This is a genomic window from Pseudomonas sp. B21-009 (assembly GCF_024749345.1).
In the GTDB taxonomy this organism is placed as follows: Bacteria; Pseudomonadota; Gammaproteobacteria; order Pseudomonadales; family Pseudomonadaceae; genus Aquipseudomonas.
This window is the reverse complement of sequence record NZ_CP087199.1, coordinates 3,238,622-3,264,789: the sequence shown is the minus strand read 5'-3', so window position 1 is coordinate 3,264,789 and position 26,168 is coordinate 3,238,622. Positions and strand designations below refer to the sequence as shown.

The window sequence follows — 26,168 nt, the reverse complement described above, 5'->3', positions numbered from 1 at the left end:
CAAGTAGGCGCCTCAGCGCTTTTTCAGTGCGGCCACCACCAGGTCGGCCACCGCGCCCCCAGAGGCGGGATTCTGTCCGGTAATCAAGCGTCCGTCTTTCTGGTCGGCGATGGCGAAGGCCTGCCACGGCTCTTCTGCCTTGCGGTACAAACCGCCGCGGGCCTTGAGCTCGGTTTCGGTGAGGTAAGGCACCACTTTGTCCAGTTCGGCCAGTTTCTCTTCAGTATCGGAAAAACCGGTGACCTCGCGGTCCTTGACCAGCAAGGTGTTGTCACTGAGCTTGATATTGAGCAGGCCGACCGCGCCATGGCACACCGAGGCCACCACGCCGCCGGCCTCAAAGATGCGCCGGGCCAGGCCCTGCAGCCCGCTGTTGTCGGGGAAGTCCCAGATCACCCCATGACCGCCGGCATAATAAATGGCGCTGTAGTCCTGGGCCTTGACCTCGCCGGGGCTCAGGGTCTTGCCCAGACGGTTCATGAACGCCTTGTCCTGGTACCACTGCCAGTCGATATCCGCCGCCATCTGCAGGCTGTGCGGGTCAATCGGCACGTAACCGCCGCTGGGGCTGAGGTAATCGACCTTGTAACCGGCCTTTTCGACCTTGTCGACAAAGTGCACCGCCTCGCCCAGCCACAATCCGGTGGCGCGCTTGAGCGTCGGGTATTTGGCCGTATTGGTCAGCACCACCAGTATTTTCTTGCTCATCGCAACGCTCCCTATACTGGAACGGACCCGGACTGCCCAGGTCGCAGAGGAGAAACCTGTACAGCATAGTAGCGACTGGCATGGATGCCATTCCTTGCTGGCGGTATGCTAGCCTGCGAAGAAAACCGCTTTGCCACAGGGAGTCGACCAACCGATGAGCACGTTGAACCAAGACGTAGATGCGTTCATGCAGGCTGCTATCGATGAGGCCCAACGGGGCCGTAAAGAAGGCGGCATACCGATCGGTTCGGTGCTGGTACACAATAACCAGATCATCGGCCGTGGCCACAACCGCCGGGTCCAGGAGGGCAGCGCGATCCTGCACGGCGAAATGGACGCTCTGGAAAACGCCGGCCGCCAGCCGGCCAGGGTTTATCGCGAGGCGACCCTGTACACCACCTTGTCGCCATGCCCGATGTGCAGCGGGGCGATCCTGCTGTATGGCATCAAGCGCGTGATTGTTGGTGAAAACCAGACTTTCATGGGCGAGGAAGCGCTGCTCAAGGCCCGCGGCGTCGATGTGCAGGTGCTGCACAATGATAACTGCGTCAAGATGATGCGCGCTTTTATCAAGGACAGCCCCGAACTCTGGAACGAAGATATCGGCGTTTAGGTCCGATTGTTCAGGCCCCCACCGTCAGCTGAGCTTGCCCATGCCAGGATCAATGAGTGTAAAGGTGCGTAACCACGACTGGGCCAGTACCGCCCTTGGGCCTTTGCACCTGTGGCCGGCGCCCTTGCGCATTGCCGTGGACATGCTGCTGGCGTCCAAATTCCCCGGTTGCCTGGTCTGGGGGCCGCAGTTGGTGACCATTTACAACGATGCCTTCAAGCCGATCCTCGGGGCCAAGCCCGAGGCACTGGGACGCGGGTTTGACGAGGTGTGGAGCGAGGCCTGGGAGAACATCGGCGCGCTGGTCTTCCGTACCCTGTCGGGGGAGGCGATCTTCATCGAGAACTTCCCGTTGATGATCAATCGCAACGGCAGCCTCGAGCAAGCCTATTTCACCTTCTGCTACAGCCCCATTCGAGACGAGCGCGGGGCGGTGGCCGGCTTTCTCGACACGGTGATCGAAACCACCGCCAGCGTCGAATCGGCGCAGCAGTGGCGTCACCTGGCCAATACCTTCGAGCGCCAGGTGCAGGAGCGCACCTCTGATCGAAACCATTTCTGGGATTTGTCCGGCGACATCATGGTGATTGTCCTGCCGGATTTGCGCATCAGTGCGGTCAACCCGGCCTGGAGCCAGGTCCTTGGCTGGGCTGCGGACGAGGTGCTGAACACCTCGATCATGGACTTGCTGCATGCCGACGACCAACCGCAAGTCACCTCGGTGGTTGAGCGCCTGCGCGCCGGCCAGCGCACCGAGAACACCATCAGCCGCTTGCGCCACAAGGACGGGCACTACCGCTGGTTCAACTGGGCAGCGGTACCCTCGGAGCTTGGTTTTACCGCCGTGGGCACCGACATCAGCCAGGAGCGCGAGCGCGAAGAGGCGCTGCGCCATGCTGAAGAACTGTTGCGTCAGAGCCAGAAGATGGAAGCCATCGGGCAACTGTCCGGCGGCATGGCCCATGACTTCAATAACCTGTTGACCGGCATCAGCGGCAGCCTGGAGTTGCTCGAGCGACGCATTGCCCAGGGTAATGTGGATAATCTGCAGGTCTACCTTGATGCCGCTCGGGGTGCGGCCAAGCGCGCCGCCACGCTCACCCACCGCTTGCTGGCCTTCTCCCGGCGCCAGGCGCTCGACCCCAAGCCCGTCTGTGTCAACCAACTGGTGCAGGACATCGAGCAGCTGATCCAGCAGACCGTGGGTAGCCATATCGATCTGCAGGTCCAGGTGGAGCCGGCGCCCTGGTGGGTACTGATTGATGCCAACCAGCTGGAAAATGCCCTGATCAACCTGTGCATCAATGCCCGCGATGCCATGGGCGCCGGTGGCTGCCTGCGCATCACCACCGCTAACGAACGTCACGAGCTGGCCCTGGAGGGCGAAGACAGCCTGGGCCCGGGCGATTTCTTTGCCTTGCAGGTGCAGGACAACGGCCACGGCATGAATGCCGATATCGTCGCACGGGCCTTTGACCCGTTCTTCACCACCAAGCCGGTCGGTCAGGGCACCGGGCTTGGCTTGTCGATGGTCTATGGCTTTGTCCGTCAGTCAGGGGGCCGGGTGTGGATCGATTCGAGCCCTGGTCAGGGTACCCGGGTGAAGGTCCTGCTGCCGCGCTATGTGGGCGAGCTGCCGCAGCCGCTGGCCGGCGAGCCGGGGCGCAAGTGCTACCCACGCGCCAATGGCGAACGCATCCTGCTGGTCGACGACGAGAGTACCTTGCGCTTGCTGATCAAGGAGGCGCTGGAGGAGGAGGGCTTCGAGGTGTTTACCGCCGCTGACGCCAACAGCGCGCTGCAGCAGTATCGCCAGTTGGGCACGGTTGACCTGCTGATCACCGATATCGGCCTGCCAGGCGGCTTCAGTGGCCGTCAGGTGGCCAATGCCCTGCGCATGCTGCAGGCGCAGCAGAAGGTGCTGTTGATCACCGGCTTCGCCGAACAGGAAGTGACCGACCAGGAGGTGCTGGAGCCCGGCATCGCCCTGATGACCAAGCCCTTCGCCCTGCAAGACCTGGTGTACCAGGTACACCAGATGCTCGAGCCGGTTCAGCCGGTGGTTTGCGAACTTTCCCCGCTGGCGCGCTGACTGGCCAGGCGCTCGAGCATCAGGTAGGTCAGCGTGGCTACCAGCAACGGCAACAGAAAGTAGACCGCCCGGTAGCCAATCAGCGCCGCGAGCAGCGTGCCCTTGCCGTAGGTGCCTTGCAGCAGGGTCAAAAACACCGTCTCGAGTACCCCAAGCCCGGCCGGAATATGAGTAATGACCCCGGCAATGCTGCTGATCATCAGTACCGCCAGCACGGTCGGGTAGCTAGCCCCCTTGGGCAGCAGGATGAACACCACCAGCGCCATCAACGACCAGTTCAGAGCGCCCATCACCACTTGCAACGCCGCCAGACGGATGCCTGGCAGGGTGATCTGCTGCTTGCGAAAGTGCCAGGTGCGGCGAGTCGCGAAGGCGCAGGCCAGCAGGTAAGCGATGACCACCAACAACAGCGCTGCACCGATCAGGCGCAGGCCGGTATTGCCGATCTCCATGCCCGCTGGCAACTTCGGCAGCCCGCAGACGAACAAGCTGCCGGCCACCGCGAAATAGCCTGCCCAGTTGGTCAACAGCCCGAGGCTGAGGATCCGGGTGATGGTCGCGACCTTGAGGCCGAGGCGGCTGTACAAACGATAGCGCAGGGCGATGCCGCCGACCCAGGCGCTGAGGTTGAGGTTGAAGGCGTAGCACACGAACGCCAGCGGCAACACCTGGTGCGCCGGCAAATGATGCCCGGTGTAGTAGCGCCCGAGCAGGTCGAAGCTGCTGAACAGGGCAAAGCTGCACAGGGTTACGCCTGCAGCCATTGCCAGGGTGCGCCAGCGATAGGAGGCCAGGGCCTGGTACACCTCTTGCCAGTCGAGGTTTTTCAGCACGCTGAACAGCAGCACCGGCACCAGGATGAAGAACGCCAGGGTCAGCGCCTGGCGGGCACGGCGCCAGTGCTTGTGCTGTTTGCTCATGTCGGCTTGCCCGCAGTTTGCTCGCCGTCATACAGCGGCTTGAGCCGTGGTACATGGGCCGGCAGCCAGCCGATCACGGCCGGGAATCGGCGGATGAAGTGAAAGGTCAAAAAGATCAGCGGCGCCCGCCACCAGTAGCCGCGCAGTGCCCGCTGCAGGCTCACCGGTTTGCAGCGGTGGGCGGTAAGCTCCTGCAGGTGTTCATGCAGGCGGCTGTTGAAGGTCTGGTCGCGGATAACCAGGTTGGCCTCAAGGTTCAGGGCCAGGCTCAACGGGTCGAGGTTGCTTGAGCCAACGGTCGACCAGTGCCGGTCCACCAGCGCCACCTTGCCGTGCAAGGGCCGTTCGCAGTATTCGAAAATGCGCACGCCGTCGCGGATCAGGTAGTTGTACAGCAAGCGCGAACACAAGCGCACCCAGGGCATGTCAGGCATACCCTGCAGCACCAGGGTAACCTTCACGCCCCGGCGCGCGGCGTTGCGGATCGCCCGCAGCAGGCGGTAACCGGGAAAGAAGTAGGCATTGGCAATGGTGACCCGCTCGCGGGCGCCGTTCAGCGCCCGCAAGTAGTGCTGTTCGATGTCGTTGGGGTGATCATGGTTATCGCGGATGCACAGGGTCATGCTTGCCTGTTCGCTGTCGGCGGCGATCGGCACCCGGCGTTGCCACCAGCGCCGGCTACCGGGCTTGAGCGCGCTCTGTTGCTCCAGTAGGGTCAAGGTGGCGCGCTGCAGGTCGGCGACGATCGGCCCGCGTACTTGTACCGCGTAGTCCTGCTTGGCCATCGGTCCGAAATCGGCCAGGTGATCGGCGCAATAATTGATGCCGCCAACAAAACCGACCTCGCCATCGACCACCAGGATCTTGCGGTGCAGGCGGCGAAACAGATTGGTGCGCATGCCCAGGCGTTTCGGGCTCGGGTCGAAGGCCTGCAAATGCACGCCGGCGTCGCTGAGCTCGCGCAGGTAGTCAAGGCTCAGGTCTGCGGTGCCATAACCGTCGACCAGCATCTCGACCTTTACCCCGCGCCGGGCGGCGGCGATCAACAGTTGCTGCAACTGCTTGCCGACCTTGTCTTCAAAGATGATGAAGGTTTCCAGGAGAATTTCCGCCCGGGCCTGCTCGATCGCGGCAAAGGCGCTGGCGAAATAGTCCTCGCCGTTGATCAGCAGTTGCACCTGGTTGTCAGGTCGCCATTGGCTGTTCACAAGAGCACCTCCACTGCCAATGGCAGGTGATCGGACAGGTGGGTCCAGGGCTTGCGCGCCATGACCTTGGGCGCCTGTGCGCGGGCATTGCGCAGGTAGATGCGGTCCAGGCGCAACAGCGGCCAGCGTGCCGGAAAACTGCGTGCCGGGCGACCATGGGCCTGGCTGAACACTTCATTCAGGCCGCATTCGGCCAGCACTGCATCCGCGCGCTGGCGCCAGTCATTGAAGTCGCCGGCGACGATCACCGGCGCGTCGATCGGCAGGCTGTGCAGTAATTCGCAGAGCAGGTGCAACTGCTGCTGGCGCTGGCGCTCGTCCAGGCCCAGGTGCACACAGACGGTATGCAGCTCGCACTCGGCGGGCAAGGCCAGTACCGAATGCAGCAAGCCGCGCTGCTCGGTGCCATGGACGCTGACATCGAGGTTGGCGTGGCGCCGGATCGGGTATTTCGACAGCAGGGCATTGCCGTGTTCGCCGTCCGGATACACCGCATTGCGGCCATAGGCGAATTCTGGCCAGAGGCTGTCGGCAAGAAACTCATATTGCGGCACATCCGACCAGTTGCGGTGGCGCAGAGCGTGCTGGCGGTGGCTGCCGAGCACTTCCTGGAGGAACACCAGGTCGGCGTTTTCGCTGCGTACCGCCTCACGCAGTTCTGGCAGCACGTAGTAACGGTTAAGCGCGCTGAAGCCCTTGTGCGCATTGACCGTCAGCACCCGCACCCGCTGTACGGCCGGCGCCGCCGCCAGGGCGGCGCTGGGTTGCACCTGGCTCATGAGGCGCTGCCCTTGCCGAGCATCTGCGCGACCTTGGCGGTCAACTGGGCGAACTCGAAGGGTTTGCAGATCATCTGCATGCCGGGGTCAAGAAAGCCGCCGCGGGCCACCGCGGTTTCGGCGTAACCGGTGATGAACAGCACTTTGAGTTGCGGGCGCAGTTGCCGGCCGATTTCCGCCAGTTGCCGACCGTTCATGCCTGGCAGCCCGACGTCGCTGACCAGCAGGTCGACCGCTTCTCCGGCCTGCAGAATGGCCAGGGCGACATTGGCATCCTCGGCCACCTTGCACGGGTAACCCTGGTCACTCAGCACCTGATGCACCAACTGGCGCACAGCGGGGTCGTCCTCGACGATCAGCACCGTGTGGCTGTTGCCGCAAGGCGGCGCCGGCGATGCTGGCTCTTCGCTTTCACGGTTGGGTGCGGCGTGGCGCGGCAGGTAGACATCGACCCGGGTGCCGTGGCCGATGCGGCTTTGCAGCGCCACATGGCCCTGGGACTGCTTGCTGAAGCCATACACCATCGACAGCCCCAGGCCCGTGCCCTGGCCGATAGGCTTGGTGGTGAAGAACGGATCGAAAGCGCGGTCCAGGGTACTTTGCGGCATGCCACAGCCATTATCGTTGAAGCTGATCAGCACATAGTCGCCAGCGGCCAGCGAGTGGCCACCGAACAGGCTGCCGTCCTGACGCTGATTGCTGGCGCTGACGGTCAGGCGCCCGCCGTTGGGCATGGCGTCGTGAGCGTTGCTGAGCAGGTTGCCGAGGGCTTCCTGCAGTTGCACCGGGTCGGCTTCCACGGCCCACAGATCCGCCTCGATATGCAGTTGCAACTTGATTTGCGGGTCAAGCAACGGCTGCAGGCGCTCGGCCGTGAGCAGGGTGGCTACTTCCACGGGCTGGGCATCGAGCGATTGCCGGCTGGAAAACGCCAGCAGGCGGTGGGTCATGCTGGCGGCTCGCTTGACCGCCGCCTGGCTGAGGCTGAGCAGGGCGGGCAGGGCGTCGTGGCGACCCTGCTGCAGGCGTTTGCCGATCATTTCCAGGCTGCCGCCGATGCCAGTCAGCAGGTTGTTGAAGTCATGAGCGACGCCGCCTGCGAGCTGGCCGATGGCTTCCATTTTCTGCGCCTGGCGCAGGTACTGTTCTTCTTCGCGCAACTGGCGCAATTGCTCTTCGACCCGTTGGCTCTGGCGCTCCAGTTCCTGGCCCTGGTTGCGTGCCTGGTACTGGCGCCGCCGCGCGCGTAACGAGGAATGGGTCAGGGCCAGCAGGTTGTCGGGTTCGAATGGATACTGCAGCAGGAACAAGTTGCCGAGCGCGGCGTGCTGGCTTTGCGGCGGGCTCTGGCCCTGGACTGGCGGCCCCGTCAGCAGCACCACCGGCAAGTCCGACCAAACCGGCTGCTTGCCAAGGTAAAGGTGCAAAGGCGAGCGTACGCTGCCGTCCAGGCAAGTGTCGGCAATGATCGCCAGGCCCACGCCTTGCTCCAGGGCAAGGCCCAGGTCTTCCATGCTGGCCGCTTGCAGCGCCTGGATGCCGGCCTGGTCGAGCAGGCGCTGGGCCAGCTGGCCAAGCTGGGCCGGGGCCAGGATCAGCGCTCGTTCGGCATTGGCTAACGCGTCGCCCACGGGTGTTCTCCTTTGATAACGCTCAGGCAAGCACCGCCGGTGCCTGCTGTGTTCGCACTATCTCTGGACCACAGGCTGGGTTGAGGGGTTCAACCGGGTTGTCAGACGGTCGTTTGCAGGCCTACAGGCCTTGCTGCACCAACGGATCGTCGGGATTCTGCTGCTCCAGCTGGGCCAGCAGCACCTGCACATTCTGCAACTGGCCGGTCTCTTTCCAGTACACGATCAGCAGCACCCGGGCCTTGCGGTTGGCCGGTTGCCGGGCAAGGATGGTTTCCAGTTGCTTTTGCGCGGCGTCGACCTGATCCAGCTGATGCAGGCTGGTGGCCAGGGTGTAGCGGTAGTCATTGTTGTCCGGCTCCAGCTCCAGGGCCCGGGCAAAGGCCAGCAGGGCGTATTCGTCCTGGCCGTGGCGCAGCAGCCAGCGGCCCAGTTCATGTTGTAGAAAGGCCGAGTCGGGACGTTGTTGCAGGGCCTTGGCCAGCACCTGGCGCGAGGCGTCGGTCTGGTTCTGGCGCTCCAGCAACTGCACCTGCGCGGCCAGTGCCTCGAGGTTGTCCGGCGCCAGCTGCAAGGTGCGCTCAAGCGCCTGCGCGGCCTCCTGGTAGCTGTTTTCATGCAGGTACAGCTGCGCCAGGTGCAACTGCGCGCTGGCATCGTCGTCGCGCTGCGCCAGCACCTGCTGATACTGCTCCAGCACCTCTTGCAGCGGGCCGAAGTACAGGCCGATGTCATCGGCGCTGAGCCCCAGCAGGGCATCGACCACGGCAAAGCGTACGCTTTGCTCCTCATCATCGAGCAACGGCCCGAGCACCAGGCTGCGCTGGGCGCCGGGCAGCATCGCCTGGATGCTGGCTATGGCCGCGCGACGCACCAGCGGCTCGTCATGCTGCAGGTCGCGGCTGGCCAGTTTCAGGGCCAGCGGCGAGGGGTAGTTGGGCAGTTCGGCGTACAGGCTGGCGCGGCGGATCGGCGACAGGTCATTGCGCCCCAGTTGCTGGTAGAGCACTCGGGCGGCGCCGGGCTGGCCGTCATGGGCCATGGTCAGGGCCTTGGTGTAGCTGTGCTTGAGGGCAGGCGTCGGCGCCGGGCTGTCGTCACGCCAGAAATAGCCACCCAGACCGAGGATGATGAGCAGGGTCAGGCTGATAAGCGTGTACTGGCGCTGTTTCGACATGGTGAATCCGAAGCGTGTCGCGGCTGCAAAGGCTTGAGCTTGGGTCACGAGGGCCGGTGGCGTCAAATGTAAAAGGGGGGGGTCCCTATCGCGGGGCAAGCCCGCTCCTACAGATATCGCGGGCTTGCCCCGCGATCGGCCATAAAAAAGCCCCGCAAGCGGGGCAAAAGGCCGGTCAGAAACCAACCAAAGGAGCCGTTGAATCAGTTCGCCGCAGCCACGCTTTCGGCCTGCCAGCCGCCACCGAGGGCCTTGTAGATGGCGACGATGCCGCGGTACAGGTCGACTTCGCCCTGGGCCTGGGCATCTTCGGCGCTCAGGCGTTCGCGTTCGGCGTCGAGCAGCACCAGATAGTCGACCGTGCCTTCGCGGTAGCGAATCGAGGCGAGGTCCGCCGCCTTGCGGCTGGCTTCGCTCTGGCGCAGCAGGGCCAGCAGCCGTTGCTGGCGTTTGCTGTAGTCGCTGAAGGCGTTTTCCGATTCTTCCAGGGCCAGCAATACCTGCTGCTCATAGTTGGCCAGCGCACCCTCGGCATCGGCGTTGGCGCCGCGCAGGCGGGCGCGCACGCTGCCCAGGTCGAAGGCCGCCCAGGTAATGCTCGGGCCCAGGGCCCAGGCCTTGGCGGCCGAGGAGCCCAGTTGCGAGCCGCGCCCGGCGGTAAAGCCGAGAAAGCCGCTGAGGCTGACCCGGGGGAACAGGTCGGCGGTGGCCACGCCGATGTTGGCGGTTGCCGCTGCCAACTGGCGCTCGGCGCTGCGGATATCCGGGCGGCGCTTGAGCAGCTCGCCGGGATCACCGATCGGCAGGGCCTTGGCGATGGCCGGCAGTTGCGCCGGCGACAGGTCAACCGCCAGGGCGTCCGGGCGCTGGCCGAGCAGAGTGGCGATGCGGTTGCGCGCCCGTACCTGTTCGGCCTGCAGTTGCGGCACACTGGCCTCGACCGCCGCCAGGCGGGCATCGGCCCGCACCACATCAAGGTCGTTACCGACCCCGGCGTCACGCAAGGTTTCGGTGATACCCCGCGAATCCTGCTGGGTCTTGAGGTTGGCCAGGGCGATCTTCTCGCGCAATTGCGCACCGCGCAGTTGGCCATAGGCATCGACCAGTTCGGCGATCAGGCTCACCTGCAGTTGCTGCAGGTCGGCCTGGGCGGCGTCCTGCTCGGCTTCGCTGGCTTCAAGTTGACGCTGGATGCGGCCGAACAGGTCCAGCTCCCAGGCCATGTCCAGGCCCAGGTCGTAGCGTTCGCTGTTGACCCGGTCCTCGCTCTGGCCAGGCACCTGGCCCTTGCCCAGGTCGGCGCTGGCGCGGCTGGTGACGGTGGGCAGGGCGTCGTTGCTGACATCGTCGCGAATCGCCCGCGCCGCTTTCAGGCGAGCGAAGGCCACGCGCAGTTCGCGGTTGCCGTCCAGCGACTGGCTGACCAGTTTGTTCAGTACCGGGTCGTCGAACTGCTTCCACCAGATGCTTTCAAAACGGCTGCGGTCGAAGGTGGCCTTGGCGCTCGGTTCGTTGGCCGCGCTCAATTGCGCCGCCGCGGTGTCCGGGGCCTTGTAGTCCGGGCCCACCGCACAAGCGGCCAGGGCCAGCACCAGCAGGCTGGGCATAAAGAATTTCACACTGCGGTTCATGCATGAGTCTCCAGCTTCAGCGCACGCGCCGCTTTGCGGGCCTGGCTGCGTTCCACGTAACGGCGGATCAGAACAAAGAACACCGGCGTCAGCAGCAGACCGAAGAAGGTCACCCCGATCATCCCGGAGAACACCGCCACACCCATGGCATGACGCATTTCAGCACCGGCGCCGGAAGAGAACACCAGCGGCACCACACCCATGATGAAGGCGATCGAGGTCATCAGGATCGGCCGCAGGCGCAGGCGGCAGGCTTCCAGTACCGCGGCCAGCGGGTCGAGGCCTTCGGCCTGTTTGTCCTTGGCGAACTCGACGATCAGGATGGCGTTCTTGCACGCCAGCCCCACCAGTACGATCAAACCGATCTGGGTGAAGATGTTGTTGTCGCCACCGGACAGAATCACCCCGGTAATCGCCGACAGCAGGGTCATCGGCACGATCAGGATCACCGCCAGCGGCAGGCTCCAGCTTTCGTACTGGGCGGCCAGCACCAGGAAGGCCAGCAGCACGCAGAGCGGGAAGACGAACAGCGCGGTGTTACCGGCCAGGATCTGCTGGTAGGTAAGCTCCGTCCATTCGAAAGTCATGCCGTTGGGCAGTTCTTCCTTGAGCAGTTTCTCGATGGCCTTTTCCGCTTGCCCGGAGCTGTAGCCCGGTGCTGCGGCACCGTTGATCTCGGCGGTGATGAAGCCGTTGTAGTGCATGACGCGGTCCGGCCCCGAGGTGTCGCTGACCTTGATGAAGGTCGCCAGCGGGATCATCTCGCCCTGGTTGTTGCGCACCTTGAGCTGGCCGATCTGCTCGGCTTCAAGGCGGAACTGCTGCTCGGCCTGGACGTTGACCTGGTAGGTGCGGCCAAAGCGGTTGAAGTCGTTGGCATACAGCGAACCGAGGTAGATCTGCAGGGTGTCGAAGATATCGCTGATCGCTACCCCGTGGGTCTTGGCCTTCTCGCGGTCGATGGCAGCATCGACCTGCGGCACGTTGACCTGGTAGCTGGTGAACAGCCCGGCCAGCTCCGGCACGTTGTGGCTCTTGGCGATGATGTTCTGGGTTTCCTTGTACAGCGCTTCATAACCCAGGTTGCCACGGTCTTCGATCTGCAGGCGGAAACCACCGATGGTGCCCAGCCCCTGTACCGGCGGCGGCGGGAAGATCGCGATGTAGGCGTCTTCGATATCGGCGAACTGCGCATTGAGCGCGGCGGCAATCGCGGCGGCCGACTGGCTCGGGTCCTTGCGCTCGTCGAAGGGCTTGAGCGGGGTGAAGACGATGCCGCTGTTCGGGCTGTTGGTGAAGCCGTTGATCGACAGGCCCGGGAAGGCCACCGAGTCAGCCACGCCCGGTTGCTTGAGGGCGATCTCGCTCATCTTCTTGATCACCGCCTCGGTGCGGTCAAGGCTGGCGGCATCCGGCAGTTGCGCGAAGGCGACCAGGTACTGCTTGTCTTGCGCCGGTACAAAGCCGGTAGGCGTCGACGAGAAGCCCAGCCAGGTCATGATGATCAGGCCGCCATAGACGAACAGGGCGATGCCGCTGCTGCGGATGACCCGGCCGACAGCACCGACATAGCCATGGCTGGCACGGTCGAAGAAGCGGTTGAACGGGCCGAACAGCCAGCCACCGAGCAGGCGTTCGAGCACTTTCGAGAAGCGGTCTTTGGGTGCGTGGTGCTCCTTGAGCAGTACCGCGGCCAAGGCCGGCGACAGGGTCAGGGAGTTGAAGGCCGAGATCACCGTGGAGATGGCGATGGTCAGCGCGAACTGCTTGTAGAATTGCCCGGTAAGGCCGGAAATGAACGCCGCCGGCACGAACACCGCGCACAGCACCAGCGCCGTGGCGATGATCGGCCCGGTCACTTCGCCCATGGCCTTTTGCGTGGCTTCCAGGGGCTTGAGGCCCAGGCCGATGTTACGCTCGACGTTTTCCACCACGACGATGGCGTCGTCGACCACGATACCGATGGCCAGTACCAGGCCGAACAGCGACAGGGCGTTGAGCGAGAAGCCGAACAGGTGCATCACCGCGAAGGTACCGATCAAGGAAACCGGAACCGCCACCAGCGGGATGATCGAGGCGCGCCAGGTCTGCAGGAACAGAATGACCACCAGCACCACCAGGATCAGCGCTTCGAACAGGGTGTGGACCACCGCCTCGATCGAACCGCGAACGAATACCGTTGGGTCATAGACAATGCTGTAGTCCATGCCTTCAGGGAAGTCTTTCTTCAGCTCGGCCATTTTCGCCCGGACCTCGTCGGAGATCTCGATGGCGTTGGAGCCTGGGCGCTGGAAGATCGGGATGGCCACGGCCGGCTGGTTGTTCAGCAGCGAGCGCAGGGCGTACTGGCTGGAGCCGAGCTCAACGCGGGCGATGTCCTTCAGGCGGGTGATCTCACCATCGGCGCCGGAGCGGATGATGATGTTCTCGAACTCTTCTTCGCTGACCAGGCGGCCCTGGGTGTTGACCGACAGCTGGAAGCTGGTGGCCCCGGGTGCGGGTGGCGCGCCAAGTTGACCGGCGGCTACCTGACGGTTCTGCTCGCGAATGGCGGCGACCACGTCGCTGGCGGTGAGGTTGCGCGAGGCAGTCTTGTTCGGGTCGAGCCAGACCCGCAGCGAATAGTCGCCCATGCCGAACAGTTGCACGTCACCGACACCGCCCAGGCGCGCCAGTTCATCCTTGATGTTGAGGATGGCGTAGTTGGACAGGTAGAGCATGTCGTAACGGTTGTCCGGCGAGGTCAGGTGCACGACCATGGTCAGGTCGGGCGAAGCCTTGTCGACGGTAATACCGATACGCGTAACTTCCTCGGGCAGCTTGGGCTGGGTGCGGGTCACGCGGTTCTGCACCTGAACCTGGGCGTTGTCCAGGTCGGTACCGAGGGCGAAGGTGACGGTCAGAGTGACCTTGCCGTCGGCGGTGGACTGCGAGGACATGTAGAGCATGTTCTCGACCCCGGTAATCGCCTGCTCAAGCGGCGCGGCGACGGTTTCGCCGATCACTTTCGGGTTGGCGCCGGGGAAGTTGGCACGCACCACCACGGTGGGCGGTACCACTTCCGGGTATTCGCTGATCGGCAGCTGGAACAGCGAGATGCTGCCGGCGATCAGAATCAGCAGCGACAGCACCGCGGCGAAGATCGGCCGGGTGATAAAAAACTTGGAAAAATTCATCGGACTGATCCCTTAACCGCGCGGTGCCGAGGCACTGGCGAGTTTTACGCTGGGGGTGGCCACTGTTTTGCCCTGGATACTGGCTTCGAGCGCCTGACGTTGTTGGGCGAGGGCGGCGATGGTCGCGTCACTGGCCATTGGCGTGTCCTGCGGGTCGACTGGCGAGCCCGGGCGTACCCGTTGCAGGCCCTTGACGACAATGCGGTCATCCTTGCTCAGGCCGTTGCGCACGATGCGCAGGCCTTCGAGTTTCGGCCCCAGCTCGACGGCGCGGTAGGCGGCCTTGTTGTCCTTGTCCATGACCAGCACGAACTTCTTGCCAAGGTCGGTACCGACCGCTTCGTCGTTGATCAGCACCGCCGAGTAGGTGGCGCTGCCGACCAGTTTCAGGCGTGCGTACAGGCCCGGGGTGAACTGCCCGTCGCGGTTGTCGAACACCGCACGGCCACGGATGGTGCCGGTCTTGGGGTTGACCTGGTTGTCGACGAAGTTCATCTGGCCCAGGTGCGGGTTGCCGTTTTCGTTGGACAGGCCCAGGTACACCGGGGTGCTCTGGCCACGTTGGCCGTCGCGCGCCAGCTGGGTGTACTTGAGGTACACGCGCTCGTCGGCGTCGAAGTAGGCGTAGACCTTGTCGGTGGAGACCACGCTGGTCAGCGGCGTGACGTCAGCCGTGACGATGTTGCCGGCGGTGAATTGCGCGCGGCTGACCCGGCCGCTGATCGGCGCGGTGACGCGGGTGAAGCTTAAGTTCAGGCGCGCCAGGTCCAGTTGCGCCTGGATCGCGGCGACACCGGCGCGGGCTTCGGCAGCGGCACTGGTGCGCGACTCGGCAAGCTCGGCGGAAATCGCGTTGCTGCTGCGCAGGCGCTCGCCGCGCTGGGCTTCGTTTTCGCTGCGGATGGCGGTGGCGCGGGCTTGTTGCAGTTGGGCTTCGAGGCGGCGGACCTCAGCCTGGAACGGACGCGGGTCGATCTGGAACAGCAGATCGCCTTTTTTCACCTGGGCGCCTTCGGTGAAGGCCACCTGGTCGATCTGCCCGGAGACGCGCGGACGCACCTCGACGGTTTCCGGCGCCTCCAGGCGGCCGGTGAACTCGTCCCATTCGTTGATTGGTTGTTCCAGCACCTTGGCCACGCTGACCTTGGCCGCCGCCGGCGCCTGCACGGCCTCCGGGGTGCGACCGCAGGCACTCATCACCAATACAGCCAATAGAGCAAGGGGGTAACGCAAAGGTTTGAGTGACTGTTCCATGGGGAGTCCGCCAATTTATTGATAGTGGGCGGATTCTGCGATTTGAAACTATCAACGACGAATCGAATGGGGCGAAGGTTATTATCATTGGGAATGATATGAGGGCATCTGGCCCGCGATTGGGATTACAGCGACCGCAAAAACGCCCGCAGCGCCCGCCGATCATCGGCCACCAGCGCCTTGAACCGCTCGCGCGCCACTTGCGCCTCCCCACCATGCCACAACACCGCCTCCTCAAGCGTACGCGCGCGGCCATCATGCAGGTAGCCAGCACCGGGGTTGATCCGTTCGAGCAAGCCCAGGCCCCACAGTGGCGGGGTGCGCCACTCGCGGCCGGTGGCCAGGTAATCGTCACGGCCATCGGCCAGGCCCGGGCCCATGTCATGCAGCAACAGGTCGCTGTAAGGCTCGATCTGCTGCGCTGACAGCAGCGGGTAGAGCGGATGCTGGCCCGTGCTCAGGCGCGGGCGGTGGCACTGTGCGCAGCCAGCCTGGCTGAACAACTGTTCGCCACGCTGCACCTCGGGCTTGCTCCGGTCGCGGTGCGGCGGTGGCGCCAGGTGTGCCAGGTAGAAGTGCAGGTCGCCCAGTTGCACAGCGTCGAGCTCCGGTTCGCCGCCGCTGGCAGCCTGGCGACAGGCCGTTTGCAACGGCGTGCAGTTTTGTTGGGGATACAGCGGCGAAGTGATCCCCAGGTCACCGTGCATGGCGCCGGCAATCTGCTGACGCAGGTCCGGCTGGTTGGCCTTGAGGCCAAAGCGCCCGGGCTCAAGGCGCTGGCGTTCGACGCTCCATACCTGGTTGACGCGGCCCTTGACGCCATCGGGCTTGGGCGCGTCGGCCAGTGCCTGCAGGGTGCTGGCCTCGATGGCTTCGAGCAGGCCCAGGCCGAACACCGGCGAGCCGACCCGCATCGAGGTGCGCACGTTACCCAACGGGCCGTAGGCCAGTTCGCTGAAGCTCAGGCGCGGCGAACGCAGGCCGATGCGTTCGCCATCGGTCAGGGTGACCCACTGCTCTTGCCAGCGCACTTGCGCCCGACCTTCAGCGGCCACGCCGGGAACAGCCGATTCGCTGAGCTGATCACCATAGACCGGATGTGGCAGCGGCCCGCCGTGGGCATCGTGCCCGGGTAGCGACAGGCGCACCAGCATCGTGCGCAGCGGTTGCTGTTCACTGGCAGGTGCCTGCCCGCGACCATTCTTGGGGTGGCAGGCAATGCAGCTGATGCGGTTGTACAGCGGCCCCAGGCCATCGACCGCTTCGTCCCGCGAAGGCGCCACCACCCAGGCCTGGCGGAACAGGCTGCGGCCGTGAAAGAAACGCTCCAGCTGCTGCGCATCGTCCAGCCCCGGCAAGGGCTGGGCGAAGGCTTCACGGCTGACGGCGGCGCTGGCGGGCGTGCTCAGCAGCGTGGCGAGCAGCAAGCAGATACCGCGCTTCACAGGCCCATGGCCGATAGCAGGCGCTCGGCTTGCGCCTGTTGCCGGGCGCTATGGAACTGCCAGGCGATTTCCTCGCGGCCGAGGGCATCCTGGTCGCTCGCCGGCTGGCGCTGCATGCCATGGTCCTGGCGCTGGGCAAACAGTGCCAGCAACGGCGCCGACGCCGCTTGCTCCTCGTCGATAGGCGGCACGCTGAGAAACTCGCGCACCGCGGTCAGGTCGCGGCCCTGGGCTTCACCGGCATGCACCCGCGCCCACAACACGGCGAGGCGTTCATGGGGTTGGCCGAGCCATTGCTCGAACAGCGAGGTGATCAACGCCAGGCGCTCGCGCGAGCTGTCGTCGGTGTAGGCATAGGCGCCCTGGCGGGCGGCGGCGAAGGGGTCGTGATAGCCCGCCGGCAAGTCGGCATAAATGCTGGGGCGCACCGGCAACTTGCGAATGTCCGGGTCGGCCAGCAGGCGTTGCCCTTCAGGCGACAACACGAAGCGCACGAAGGCCCGCGCTCCCTCGACCTGCCTGGCCTGGCGAGGGATGGCGATATGCGCCGGGTTGAGCCCGCCGTGGGCCGGGTAGACAAACTCGACCGCTTCGCCGTTACTCACCGCCGAAGCCACGAAAAAGTCGATCGACACACCCACTGCCGAACGCCCGCTGGCGACCTCGTCACTGACCAGGGTGCCGCCGCGACTGACCAGCCGCGATTGCCCGGCGAGCTCGCTCCATAGCGCCCAGCCTTGATCCCAGCCGTAGGCCTGCAAAACGATATCCAACAGCACTGGAGCAAAGCCGACGCGCGCAGGGTCGGGCAAGGCGACGCGCCCGCGCAGGCGGGCATCGAGCAGGTCCGGCCAGTCTTGCGGGGCAGGCATGTTCAGCTTGGCCAGTTCTTCCGGGTTAATGGCAAAGCCGTAACCGGCAAGCTCCGTGGCCTGGTAGCGCGCCGCGCGGTCGCGCAGGGGGATGCCGCCAATGCGCGGCGGCAAACCGTCCAGCTCGACCCCTAGCGGCTGCCAGCCGGCGTCCTGGGCCAGACGCTTGAAGTTGCCCGGTGACGGCGCCCAGTAGACATCGACCCCGCCCTGGTCGGCCTGGCGCAGATAGGGCAGGGCATCGAAGCCCTGGCGCCAGAGGATCTGCAGGCGATAATCAGGGTTGGCGCGCTCGAAGGCCTCTTCGAAGCGCGTCATCATCTCCTCGGGGTAGCTGGTCAACACCACCACCGGCTGCGGCGCGCCCGCCTGGACACTGGCTGCGCCCAGCAGCAGCGCAAGCAGCCAGGCCTTAGAGCGGCACATTGAACTGTACGAAGTAGCTGCGGCCAATTTCCGGGTACCCCTCGCTAAAGGCGATCGAACAGGTTGCGGATGCCCGCTTCGATGCGCACGTCATTGCTCAAGCGATAGCCGCTTTTGAGGTTGTACACCGCGTATCCGCCGCTCATCTGGCTGCCATCGGACATGTTGTAACGCCGCGAAGCAGCTTCGACGCTGGCGGTGTGGCGCCAGGCGTCGAGGTTCAGGCTGGCCGAGGCGAACAGGTTGTGGCGCGGTGTATCGATCGGGCGCAGCTCGGGATTGCTGCGGTTTTCACGATCGAGGTAGGTGTAGCTGGTGTTGAATTCCCAGTTGCCCAGATCGCCGCGCAGGCCCAGTTCGACACCCTGGTTACGCGCCTTGGCGATGTTCTGGTACTGGCCGCACGGCGCTGCGCAACCGGCGACCGGGGCGACGGTGACCTGCTGGATGGAGTCTTCGATGTTGCTGACGAACAGCGCCGTGTCGAGGGTCCATTGGCGGCTGATCGCGCCGCTGTAGCCCAGCTCGTAGTGGGTGGCGCGCTCGGACTTCAGATCGGGGCTGGGGATCACCGTGCCAAAGCGCGTCGAGTAGCGGTCCTTGATGGTTGCAAAGCGGCTCTTGCGCGCCACGGTCAGGCGCACCTGGCCGTTGTGGTCGATGTCCAGCAAGGGGCCTGTGTTGATGAACAGGCCCAACTGGCTGTTGACCGCATCGTCGCTGCCGGTCGGCTCGTCATACAGGGTCTTGACCCGGGGCGAGGCGGCGCTGGTACCGAAGTTTTCGGCCTCAAGGCTCTTGCGGTAGTTGTACGACATCCCGCCGACCACGCTGAAGATGTCGTTCAGGCGCAGGGTATCTTCCAGGGCGATGGACTGGGTCTGGTCGCGAAAGTGGGTTTGCGGGTCGCTGCCATCGCGCGAGCGGTGCACATCTTCCTTGAAGTGATAAGCGATGCCCAGGCGGTTGCCGGTGCTCAGGGCCAGGTCGCCCTCGACCGAGAAACCGGTGGACTCGTCATCGTATTTGCTCGGGAACCCCGGCTGCATCGCGCCATGGATACCGTTGTTGTAGACAAAGCTTTCCAGCGAGTTCTTGAAGGTGTCGCGGAACACCCGGGTCTTCAGGCCGTGCTCGCCGAAGCGGGTGTTGGTGGCCAGGAACAGGCTGGTCTTGTCCCACTGCGGCCACTCCCACCAGCGCTTGCGCTGGCCGCTGGCGGGCAGGTCGCCGGCGTAGGGCGGCTGGCCCTTGCGGCCTTCCTGCTGGACATAACCGAGCACGTACTCGTCGGTGTCGTTGGGGGTGAAGCCGAGCTTGAAGCTGAACTTGCCGTCGCGCTTGTTACTGTTTTCCCGACGGCCCTTGCCTTGCTGGTTGTTGGTTGGCTCGAAGTCGTCGGGCAGCATCGTGTAGTCATAGTCGACATACGATACGCCACCCTGCATCCACCAGTTGCCCTGGTTGGAACCCAGGTTGGCGTAGCTGCGATAGGCGTTGACGTTGCCGTGGTCGGTCAGCTCCAGGCCGCCACCGACTTCACCTTCGAAGGTTTCGGTGGGCCGCCGGGTGATCAGGTTGATCGCCCCGCCCAGGGTATTGGGGCCGTACAGCAGCGAGGCGAAACCCTTGGCCACTTCGATGCGCGACAGGTCGTAGGTGGTGAAACGTCCCAGGTCGATGTTGCCGTCATAGGGCACATAGGTGGGAATGCCGTCGATATACACCGGCACCTGCAGGCGGTCAAAACCGCGCACGTACACCACCTGCTCGGCGCGCCCGCCCATGTAGGCGAGGTTCACCCCAGGCGCCAGGGCCAGGGCGCGGTCGACGGTCTCGCGGTCATGCAGGCGCATGTCTTCGAGCTCGACGACGCTGCTGCCGGTGGCGAGCGCCTCATCCTGCGGGGCCCAAATCTGGATTTCACCGAGGCTGAAGGTTTTCTTCTGCTCGGCCACGGCAGCCTCGGCGCTGATGGCGGCCAGGGCGAGCAGCAGGGTACGGGGGGCGAACGGGGTCATGACGCTCCTTGGTCGGTATCGTTATATATTATTTTATATAGCGCGTGGCGCAAAACGACCGACAGCTCCCTCCCCGGAGCCGTCTGATCGCATCGATCAAGCGGGTACGCGCAACGGCAGAACGCCGCCGATACTAGAGCCAGGCGAGCAAATTGACAACGCTATATAAGAATTTATATAGCGTATGGCTTACATGCGGATCAGCGTTTGCACTCGGCCAGCACCACCTTGCAGGTCCTGGGCTGGCCGCCGGAGCGCCCGGCGTAGCGGATGCAGTTGTTCATGGATTTCTGCCGGGCGATCTGCAAGGTCGGGCCCCACGCCAGGCCGCCTTCGCCGGCTGTGGGCACGGCTTTGGCGTGGCAGTTGGAACCGGCGTTGGCGGCCAGGTATTTGGCCTTGGGTTTGCTCGAGCAACCGGCCGTGAGTGCCAGGCAGAGGGCGAGCAGGCAGGTGGTGAAGAGGGTAGTGTTCATGTCAGAGGCAGTCCGGATCGCCGAAGGGGGCTGTGCCCGGGTTGGCTACCGGTCAACTCAATTATAGGGGCTTAACGCAATTCTGGTGTAGCGAGGCTGGTATCAGCTTGGCTCCAGCAAACCTGACTTCGAAGATACGCCAGTGCAGGCGGCGCCCGTAACTTCGCGACTTCAGGAGGCCGAGCGTAGGTGCCTGTAGGGGCAGTGCGTAGCACCTTCGGCGTTAGCCGAAGACGCGAGACGTAGACTTGGCGTAGCAAGTCGTAGGCCGCGATGCCCCGGAAGGTGCCGTAGCGAGGGGACCCGAAGCGCAGCGTAGGGCCGTATGCTGGAGCGAGCGGTTTTGCCTACTTTCCCCAAGAGAAAAGTAGGCCGCCGTAAGGGCGGAAGGGGCCATCAGCAACACCAGAGCGAATGGATAAGCTCACAAACTCACACTCACGCCTGCAACGCCAACTGCATCCCCGCAAGCTTGATGCAGGTCTCCTCGTATTCACTGGCCGGGTCCGAGCAGGGCACGATGCCGCAACCGGCGAACAGACGGGCCTGCTCGCCGTTCAACAGCGCCGAGCGCAGGCCGACGATGAATTCGCCGTTGCCCCGCGCGTCCAGCCAGCCCAGGGGCGCGGCGTACCAGCCGCGGTCAAAACCTTCACAGTGGCGAATATGCTCCATGGCCTGCTGGCGCTCGTGGCCGCCGACGGCGGGTGTCGGGTGCAGGGCTTCGACCACTTGCAGCAGGCTTGTTTGCGGGCGCAGGCGACCTTCGATCACTGTACTCAGGTGCTGGACCCGACTCAGGCGTTGCACCGACGGTGTCGCCGGTACCTGCAACTGGCTTGCCCACGGCGCCAGGCCGCTTTCGATGATCTGCACCACCAGTGCATGTTCGTGGCGGTTTTTCTCGCAGTCCAGCAGCGCCTGTGCCAGTTGCGCGTCTTGTTGCGGGTCGGGGTCGCGGCGGCTGGTGCCGGCCAGCGCCAGGGTCTGCAGGCGGCCGCCGTCGAGCTTGACCAGGCGTTCCGGCGAGGCGCCGATAAAGCAGCTTTGCTGGCGGCGAAAGGCGAACAGGTAGGCCGCCGGATCGTTGCTGGCCAGGCGCGCCAGGGTGCGTCCCGGGCTGACGGCCCGGGAAAACTCGCTGAGCACTTCGCGCGCCAGCACCACCTTTTTCATCGAGGTATCGCGTAGCGCGTCCAGGGCCTGGACGATTTTGCTCTCCCAGCAGGCGCGCGGCAGGCTCTGGTCGCGGCGGTGCTGCGCGGGCGGCGTGACAACCGGCGACGACAGATAGCGATCCATCAGCCCGTGCCACTCATTGAGCACCTGCTCGCAGCGGCTTTGGGCAGTGTCCGCAGGGCCGACCAACTGCTGGCACAGCAGCCAGCAGGCGTCGGCGTCGCGTATCAGCAGCAAGGTCATCAGTCGCATCGAGGCGTCGCCAAACCCCTGCCAGGCGCTGCTGGCCTGGACCTGGTGGTCGAAGCGAAACCCCCCGCACAGCAGCGGCGGCTGCGGGCCGTGGATCACCGCGCTGCGCAGCCAGTGCTGCCACTGCTGGTCAACGCTGGCGAAACGCTGCTCGCCAGCACCGCTCAGCTCTGCAGCCACGCCCCAGCCGAACAGGCTCCTGCCGCCATCGGCGGCGCGCCAGAACACGGCCTCGGCGCAGGGCTGGTCGACCCGGCAAAACAGCTCCAGCAGGTCCACCGCATCGATCGCCAGGGCGTAACTGGCCAGCACCGGCTCAGCTTGCAGCACCGCGCGCTGGCGGGCCTGCTCGAACACCTGGGTCAGCTCGTCGAGGTGCTCTTCCAGTCGGGTCAGGGCTTTCATGCGGGCACCCTCATGCTGCGCCAGTGCACGACTTGCTGGGCGATGTACCAATGAATGATCTGGGCAAACAGGGTTTCGACAAAGTGTGCATCGAGCCCGGCGTCCTCGGCCCACTGGCGCCGTTGCGGGAGCATCTGGGCGACGCGCTCGGGCGCGGCGATGCTGTTTTCGGTCGGTTTGAAGCGGGCGGCGGCTTTGACGTAAGCCATGCGTTGGCGCATGAGTTCGATGATCTGGTGGTCCAGTGAATCGATGGCGATCCGGATGTCCGGCAGGCCTTCACAAGCGTCAGGGGATTTCATCAGAGGGCTTCCTCAAGGGCAGGTGATGTCAGCGGGCGACGGCCGAGCAGGCTGGCCGCCAGGGCATCGAGCAGCGCCTGGCGCTGCTCCATGAGGTAGAAGTGCTCGCCCTGCCAGCGCTGCAGGTGCAGTGGCTGGAGGCTGGCGGCTTGCCAGGCCAGGGCTTCGTCAAGGTCGATCTCCGGGTCCTGCTCGGGGTAGAACACGGTGATGCGGCTGTTGAGCGGTTGCGGCGCGGCGCGGCTGTAGGTTTCGACGATCTGGTAGTCATGGCGCAGGCTGGGCAGGAACATCTGGCACAGGGCCGGGTCTTCGAGCAGCGGGTTGGGCCGGCTCGACAGCCGCCGCACATCGTCGAGCAACGCTTGGTCGGGGCCGCTGTGCAACCGCCCGCCACGCTGGCACTGCGGCGCCGGGTGGGCGGAGACGAACAACTGCTCGACGGCGATTGTCTGCTGCGCCAGGCGCACCGCCACTTCATAGGCGACCGCCGCGCCGAGGCTGTGGCCGAACAGCGCCAGCGGCCGGTCGGCATAGCCACGCAGCGCAACGCTCGCGGCCTCGGCCAGGCTGGTCATGTCGCTCAGGCAGGCTTCGCCGAAGCGGTCTTCACGGCCCGGGTACTGGATGGCCAACAGGTCGATATCGGCGGGCAGGGCGTTGGCCCAGTCGCGGAAAAAACTCGCACTGCCGCCGGCATGGGCAAAGCACACCAGGCGCCAGCGCGGCATCGGCGTCAATCGATACGGGCGCACCCAGCGCTCGCCCTGGGACAACAGCCCGGCCATCACGAGGCGACGCTCCCACAGTTGGCATCGAGCCAGGCCTGGCGCAGGGTTGCGCGCAGGTCCTTGCGGCTGACCTTGCCGACCCCGGTCTGCGGGAACTGCGCCACGAACTCGATGCGGTCTGGCACCTTGAACGCGGCCAGGCCCTGGCTGCGCAGGTGCTGCTTGAGGCCAAACGCCGAGGGCGCCGGATCGCGGGCGACGATAAAGGCGCAGGTGGACTCGCCCAGCACCGCGTCGGGCATCGCCACCAGCGCCGCGTCATGCACCTGGGGATGGTTGATCAGCAGGTTTTCCACTTCTTCGGCGGCGACCTTTTCGCCGCCGCGGTTGATCTGGTCCTTGTCCCGCCCCTCGACCACCAGGTAACCCTCGGCGGTGCGCCGCACGCGGTCGCCGCTGCAATAGAAACCATCAGCGGTGAAGGCCTTGGCGTTGTGTTCGGGCAGCCGGTAGTAGCCGCGAATGGTGTAGGGGCCGCGCACTTGCAGCTCGCCGACTACACCGTCGGGTACAGGCTGGCCCTGTTCGTCGACGATGCGCAGCTCGTCATCGGCGCACAGTGGCCGGCCCTGGGTGTGCAGAAGCAATTCCTCGCGATCGTCCAGGCGGGTGTAGCAGAGCAGCCCCTCGGCCATGCCCAGCACTTGTTGCAAGGTGCAGCCGAGCACCGGTTTGACCCGCGCCGCAGCAGTGCTGAGCAGCTTCGCGCCGCCGACCTGGAGCAGTCGCAAGCTCGACAGATCGGCCTGGCGCTGGGCCTGGGCGTCGAGCCAGAGCATGGCCAGCGGCGGCACCAGGGCGGTGACGGTGACCCGCTCGGCGCTGATCAGGGCGAAGCAGGTGTCCGGATCGGGGCGGCGGCTGCACACCACCCGGCCACCGGCGAGCAAGGTGCCGATCACCCCGGGGCAGCAGAGGGTGAAGTTGTGCGCCATGGGCAGCGCGGCAAGGTACACGGTCTGCGCGTCGAGCCCGCAGACCGCGCTGCTGGCGCGCACGTTGTAGAGATATTCGGCGTGCCGGCGCGGAATCAGCTTGGGCGTGCCGGTGGTCCCCCCCGACAACTGGAAGCAGGCCACCGCCTCGGGATCGCCGGCGTCCTGCTCCATTGCTTCGCCGCCGTACAGCGTGCTGAGGGCAATGAACTCTTCGGCGTCACCGTCGATCAGCACATGCCGCAGGTGCGGGTTGGCAGTGCGCAACTGGCGCGCCATCTGCCGGCAGTCGAAACCTTCGAGCTGATCGCAGCCGATGTAGGCCGTGGCCTGGGCGAAGCTGCAGAAGCCGCCGATCTCGTGCTGACGATGAGCGGGCAGGGCCAGGATCGGCCGCGCGCCGAGGCGAAACAGGGCAAAGCACACTTCGACAAAGGCGCTGCCATTGGGCAGGTGCATCACCACGTTGTCACCGGCGTTGAGGCCAAGGGCACGCAAGCCGCCGGCCAGGCGCTGGCAGCGTTCTGCCAGGCTGGCGTAGCTCAAATGCAGGGCGCCGTCGCTGATGGCGATCGCAGCCGGGTTGCGGGCCGCGGCGGTGTCGAGGGCCTGGGCAAAGGTCTGCGCCTGCCAGTAGCCGGCCTGGCGGTAGTACTGGGCAAAGGCCGGCGGCCAGTCGGGAGCGTCGTCTACGGCATCTGGCAGGGGCGTCGAAGTGTTCAAGGACATGAAATCTCCTATTTGTAGAAATAATTGGCTACAAATGGCTTAATGAGATCTATTATCATTATCCTTCGCCGAGCGCTTCTCAACGCCAAGGCTTTCGGTGCCGCGACTTTTTCATTAGATGAAATACGCAGTGGCTTCAAACAGGGAGGTTGAGGGTTTACAAACCTCCCGTTATTTCAGGTCAGGCCCCACGTAATGGCCTCAGGAAAAGGGAAAACCCAATGACTATTACGATCATCGCCCCCACTCACCCAGAGAAGCAGGCCGAACCCAAGGGCAACCAGCCCGGCACGGTCTACCTGGAACCGCACATGACCCTGGTTACCGGCACCCTCTGGTCCGAGAGCGAGGCCTGGGTCGAAGACCCGCTGGAGCGCGGTCTGAAGCTGATCCTGGTGCAGAGCGGCGAGTTGTCCTGCCGGATTCCGGGGCACGCCGAGCAATCGATCCGCGGCCCGAGCCTGTGCACCATCGTCAATGACGGCGAGTTCACCTCGTCGCAGATCTACGGCACCTCGACGCCGTTGCGCTACACCATCGTCCAGCTCGACCTGGAGTCGCTCGACCGCCACCTGGGCATGGCCCCGCGCAAGCTGCTGGCGGCCAGGGGCGGCGACCCCTACATGATGGTGCGCCCGGCGCCGCGGGCAATGCAGGCCCTGGCCACGCAGATCGCCACCTGCCCGATGCAGGGCCCGAGCCGCTCGCTGTACCTGGGTGGCAAGGCCCTCGAGCTGACCGCGCTCAGTGCCCAGTTTTTACTGGATGAACGCGCCCAGCCAGAGCAGAAACTGCGCATCACCGCCTCGGATGTCGAGCGCGTGCACGCCGCCCGTGACCTGCTGGTGCGCTCGCTGCTCGAGCCGCCGAGCCTCAATGCCCTGGCCGCCCATGTCGGCATGAGCCCGCGCAAGCTCACCGCAGGCTTTCGCAAGGTGTTTGGCACCAGCGTGTTCGGCTACCTGCACGAGCATCGCCTGAGCGAAGCGCACCGCATGCTCAGCGATGAAGAGAGCAACGTTTCGACCGTCGCCTATGGCGTGGGCTACAGCCCGGCGCATTTTTCCATTGCCTTTCGCAAACGCTACGGCGTATCGCCCAGCGAGATCCGCTGACGCGCGCTGACTCTGAATCGAATAAAAAGGC

The 26,168-nt window shown here is 64.8% G+C and carries 20 protein-coding genes; 3 read left to right on the top strand and 17 right to left on the bottom strand.

Annotated elements, in window-relative coordinates:
* Window positions 1-12: 12 nt before the first annotated feature.
* Window positions 13-708: a type 1 glutamine amidotransferase domain-containing protein gene (locus tag LOY34_RS14870; protein WP_258663393.1), complete on the bottom strand. Its 696-nt coding sequence runs from the start codon at window positions 706-708 to the stop codon at window positions 13-15.
* Between the two features lie 154 nt (window positions 709-862).
* Here LOY34_RS14870 and LOY34_RS14865 point away from each other — a divergent pair, with 154 nt between their 5' ends.
* Window positions 863-1,321: a nucleoside deaminase gene (locus LOY34_RS14865; protein WP_195884313.1), complete on the top strand. Its 459-nt coding sequence runs from the start codon at window positions 863-865 to the stop codon at window positions 1,319-1,321.
* 64 nt (window positions 1,322-1,385) lie between these two features.
* Window positions 1,386-3,413 carry a PAS domain-containing sensor histidine kinase gene (locus tag LOY34_RS14860; protein WP_258663391.1) on the top strand — a complete coding sequence of 676 codons (2,028 nt, stop codon included), beginning with the start codon at window positions 1,386-1,388 and terminating at the stop codon, window positions 3,411-3,413.
* On the opposite strand, the gene LOY34_RS14855 is transcribed toward LOY34_RS14860, so the two are convergent.
* The 16 genes from LOY34_RS14855 to LOY34_RS14780 form a co-directional block, all read right to left on the bottom strand.
* Entirely contained in the window at window positions 3,374-4,333 is a 960-nt protein-coding gene (locus LOY34_RS14855; RefSeq protein ID WP_195884311.1) for a lysylphosphatidylglycerol synthase domain-containing protein, read from the bottom strand. The two genes, LOY34_RS14860 and LOY34_RS14855, sit on opposite strands and share 40 nt — an antisense overlap.
* Window positions 4,330-5,541: a cardiolipin synthase ClsB gene (gene clsB / locus LOY34_RS14850; protein ID WP_195884310.1), complete on the bottom strand. Its 1,212-nt coding sequence runs from the start codon at window positions 5,539-5,541 to the stop codon at window positions 4,330-4,332. Before clsB ends, LOY34_RS14855 begins: the two co-directional genes overlap by 4 nt.
* Window positions 5,538-6,320 carry an endonuclease/exonuclease/phosphatase family protein gene (locus tag LOY34_RS14845; RefSeq protein ID WP_195884309.1) on the bottom strand — a complete coding sequence of 261 codons (783 nt, stop codon included), beginning with the start codon at window positions 6,318-6,320 and terminating at the stop codon, window positions 5,538-5,540. The genes clsB and LOY34_RS14845 overlap by 4 nt, the downstream gene beginning before the upstream one ends.
* On the bottom strand, window positions 6,317-7,951 hold the full coding sequence (locus LOY34_RS14840; protein WP_195884308.1) for an ATP-binding protein: 1,635 nt from the start codon (window positions 7,949-7,951) through the stop codon (window positions 6,317-6,319). Before LOY34_RS14840 ends, LOY34_RS14845 begins: the two co-directional genes overlap by 4 nt.
* Window positions 7,952-8,072: 121 nt before the next feature.
* Entirely contained in the window at window positions 8,073-9,128 is a 1,056-nt protein-coding gene (locus tag LOY34_RS14835; protein WP_195884307.1) for a tetratricopeptide repeat protein, read from the bottom strand.
* Between the two features lie 203 nt (window positions 9,129-9,331).
* Window positions 9,332-10,759: an efflux transporter outer membrane subunit gene (locus tag LOY34_RS14830; protein ID WP_195884306.1), complete on the bottom strand. Its 1,428-nt coding sequence runs from the start codon at window positions 10,757-10,759 to the stop codon at window positions 9,332-9,334.
* The gene (locus LOY34_RS14825) at window positions 10,756-13,935 is read right to left on the bottom strand and encodes an efflux RND transporter permease subunit (RefSeq protein ID WP_045198110.1); all 3,180 of its coding nucleotides are present in this window, start codon (window positions 13,933-13,935) and stop codon (window positions 10,756-10,758) included. The genes LOY34_RS14830 and LOY34_RS14825 overlap by 4 nt, the downstream gene beginning before the upstream one ends.
* A 12-nt stretch (window positions 13,936-13,947) precedes the next feature.
* Entirely contained in the window at window positions 13,948-15,189 is a 1,242-nt protein-coding gene (gene mexE / locus LOY34_RS14820) for a multidrug efflux RND transporter periplasmic adaptor subunit MexE (RefSeq protein WP_093381986.1), read from the bottom strand.
* Between the two features lie 125 nt (window positions 15,190-15,314).
* The gene (locus LOY34_RS14815) at window positions 15,315-16,634 is read right to left on the bottom strand and encodes a di-heme oxidoredictase family protein (protein WP_195884305.1); all 1,320 of its coding nucleotides are present in this window, start codon (window positions 16,632-16,634) and stop codon (window positions 15,315-15,317) included.
* A complete protein-coding gene (locus LOY34_RS14810) occupies window positions 16,631-17,932 on the bottom strand; it encodes an ABC transporter substrate-binding protein (protein WP_195884304.1) in 1,302 nt (433 codons plus the stop codon). The genes LOY34_RS14815 and LOY34_RS14810 overlap by 4 nt, the downstream gene beginning before the upstream one ends.
* A 44-nt stretch (window positions 17,933-17,976) precedes the next feature.
* Complete coding sequence (locus LOY34_RS14805; RefSeq protein WP_258663379.1) at window positions 17,977-19,953, bottom strand: TonB-dependent siderophore receptor; 1,977 nt, start codon at window positions 19,951-19,953, stop codon at window positions 17,977-17,979.
* Between the two features lie 200 nt (window positions 19,954-20,153).
* Window positions 20,154-20,429 carry a hypothetical protein gene (locus LOY34_RS14800; RefSeq protein WP_093381997.1) on the bottom strand — a complete coding sequence of 92 codons (276 nt, stop codon included), beginning with the start codon at window positions 20,427-20,429 and terminating at the stop codon, window positions 20,154-20,156.
* Window positions 20,430-20,867: 438 nt separating this feature from the next.
* A complete protein-coding gene (locus LOY34_RS14795) occupies window positions 20,868-22,265 on the bottom strand; it encodes an isochorismate synthase (protein ID WP_195884302.1) in 1,398 nt (465 codons plus the stop codon).
* Window positions 22,262-22,567 carry an isochorismate lyase gene (locus LOY34_RS14790; RefSeq protein ID WP_045198124.1) on the bottom strand — a complete coding sequence of 102 codons (306 nt, stop codon included), beginning with the start codon at window positions 22,565-22,567 and terminating at the stop codon, window positions 22,262-22,264. The genes LOY34_RS14795 and LOY34_RS14790 overlap by 4 nt, the downstream gene beginning before the upstream one ends.
* The gene (locus LOY34_RS14785; RefSeq protein WP_258663377.1) at window positions 22,567-23,355 is read right to left on the bottom strand and encodes a thioesterase II family protein; all 789 of its coding nucleotides are present in this window, start codon (window positions 23,353-23,355) and stop codon (window positions 22,567-22,569) included. The genes LOY34_RS14790 and LOY34_RS14785 overlap by 1 nt, the downstream gene beginning before the upstream one ends.
* Window positions 23,355-25,022, bottom strand: coding sequence for a (2,3-dihydroxybenzoyl)adenylate synthase (locus LOY34_RS14780; protein WP_258663375.1), 1,668 nt, complete (start codon window positions 25,020-25,022; stop codon window positions 23,355-23,357). Before LOY34_RS14780 ends, LOY34_RS14785 begins: the two co-directional genes overlap by 1 nt.
* Window positions 25,023-25,243: 221 nt before the next feature.
* Between LOY34_RS14780 and LOY34_RS14775 the strand changes: the two genes are divergently transcribed.
* Window positions 25,244-26,137 (top strand): helix-turn-helix transcriptional regulator, encoded by an 894-nt coding sequence (locus tag LOY34_RS14775; RefSeq protein WP_045198130.1) that lies wholly within the window; start codon window positions 25,244-25,246, stop codon window positions 26,135-26,137.
* The last annotated feature ends 31 nt before the right edge of the window (window positions 26,138-26,168 follow it).

Excerpts from the sequence above, each read along its gene's own strand:
- LOY34_RS14855 (WP_195884311.1), bottom strand. The coding sequence starts at position 4,333 with ATGAGCAAACAGCACAAGCACTGGCGCCGTGCCCGCCAGGCGCTGACC.
- LOY34_RS14775 (WP_045198130.1), top strand. The coding sequence starts at position 25,244 with ATGACTATTACGATCATCGCCCCCACTCACCCAGAGAAGCAGGCCGAA.
- LOY34_RS14780 (WP_258663375.1), bottom strand. The coding sequence starts at position 25,022 with ATGTCCTTGAACACTTCGACGCCCCTGCCAGATGCCGTAGACGACGCT.
- LOY34_RS14845 (WP_195884309.1), bottom strand. The coding sequence starts at position 6,320 with ATGAGCCAGGTGCAACCCAGCGCCGCCCTGGCGGCGGCGCCGGCCGTA.
- LOY34_RS14800 (WP_093381997.1), bottom strand. The coding sequence starts at position 20,429 with ATGAACACTACCCTCTTCACCACCTGCCTGCTCGCCCTCTGCCTGGCA.
- LOY34_RS14870 (WP_258663393.1), bottom strand. The coding sequence starts at position 708 with ATGAGCAAGAAAATACTGGTGGTGCTGACCAATACGGCCAAATACCCG.
- LOY34_RS14795 (WP_195884302.1), bottom strand. The coding sequence starts at position 22,265 with ATGAAAGCCCTGACCCGACTGGAAGAGCACCTCGACGAGCTGACCCAG.
- LOY34_RS14825 (WP_045198110.1), bottom strand. The coding sequence starts at position 13,935 with ATGAATTTTTCCAAGTTTTTTATCACCCGGCCGATCTTCGCCGCGGTG.
- LOY34_RS14810 (WP_195884304.1), bottom strand. The coding sequence starts at position 17,932 with ATGTGCCGCTCTAAGGCCTGGCTGCTTGCGCTGCTGCTGGGCGCAGCC.
- LOY34_RS14785 (WP_258663377.1), bottom strand. The coding sequence starts at position 23,355 with ATGGCCGGGCTGTTGTCCCAGGGCGAGCGCTGGGTGCGCCCGTATCGA.
- LOY34_RS14865 (WP_195884313.1), top strand. The coding sequence starts at position 863 with ATGAGCACGTTGAACCAAGACGTAGATGCGTTCATGCAGGCTGCTATC.
- LOY34_RS14805 (WP_258663379.1), bottom strand. The coding sequence starts at position 19,953 with ATGACCCCGTTCGCCCCCCGTACCCTGCTGCTCGCCCTGGCCGCCATC.
- LOY34_RS14830 (WP_195884306.1), bottom strand. The coding sequence starts at position 10,759 with ATGAACCGCAGTGTGAAATTCTTTATGCCCAGCCTGCTGGTGCTGGCC.
- LOY34_RS14835 (WP_195884307.1), bottom strand. The coding sequence starts at position 9,128 with ATGTCGAAACAGCGCCAGTACACGCTTATCAGCCTGACCCTGCTCATC.
- mexE (WP_093381986.1), bottom strand. The coding sequence starts at position 15,189 with ATGGAACAGTCACTCAAACCTTTGCGTTACCCCCTTGCTCTATTGGCT.
- LOY34_RS14790 (WP_045198124.1), bottom strand. The coding sequence starts at position 22,567 with ATGAAATCCCCTGACGCTTGTGAAGGCCTGCCGGACATCCGGATCGCC.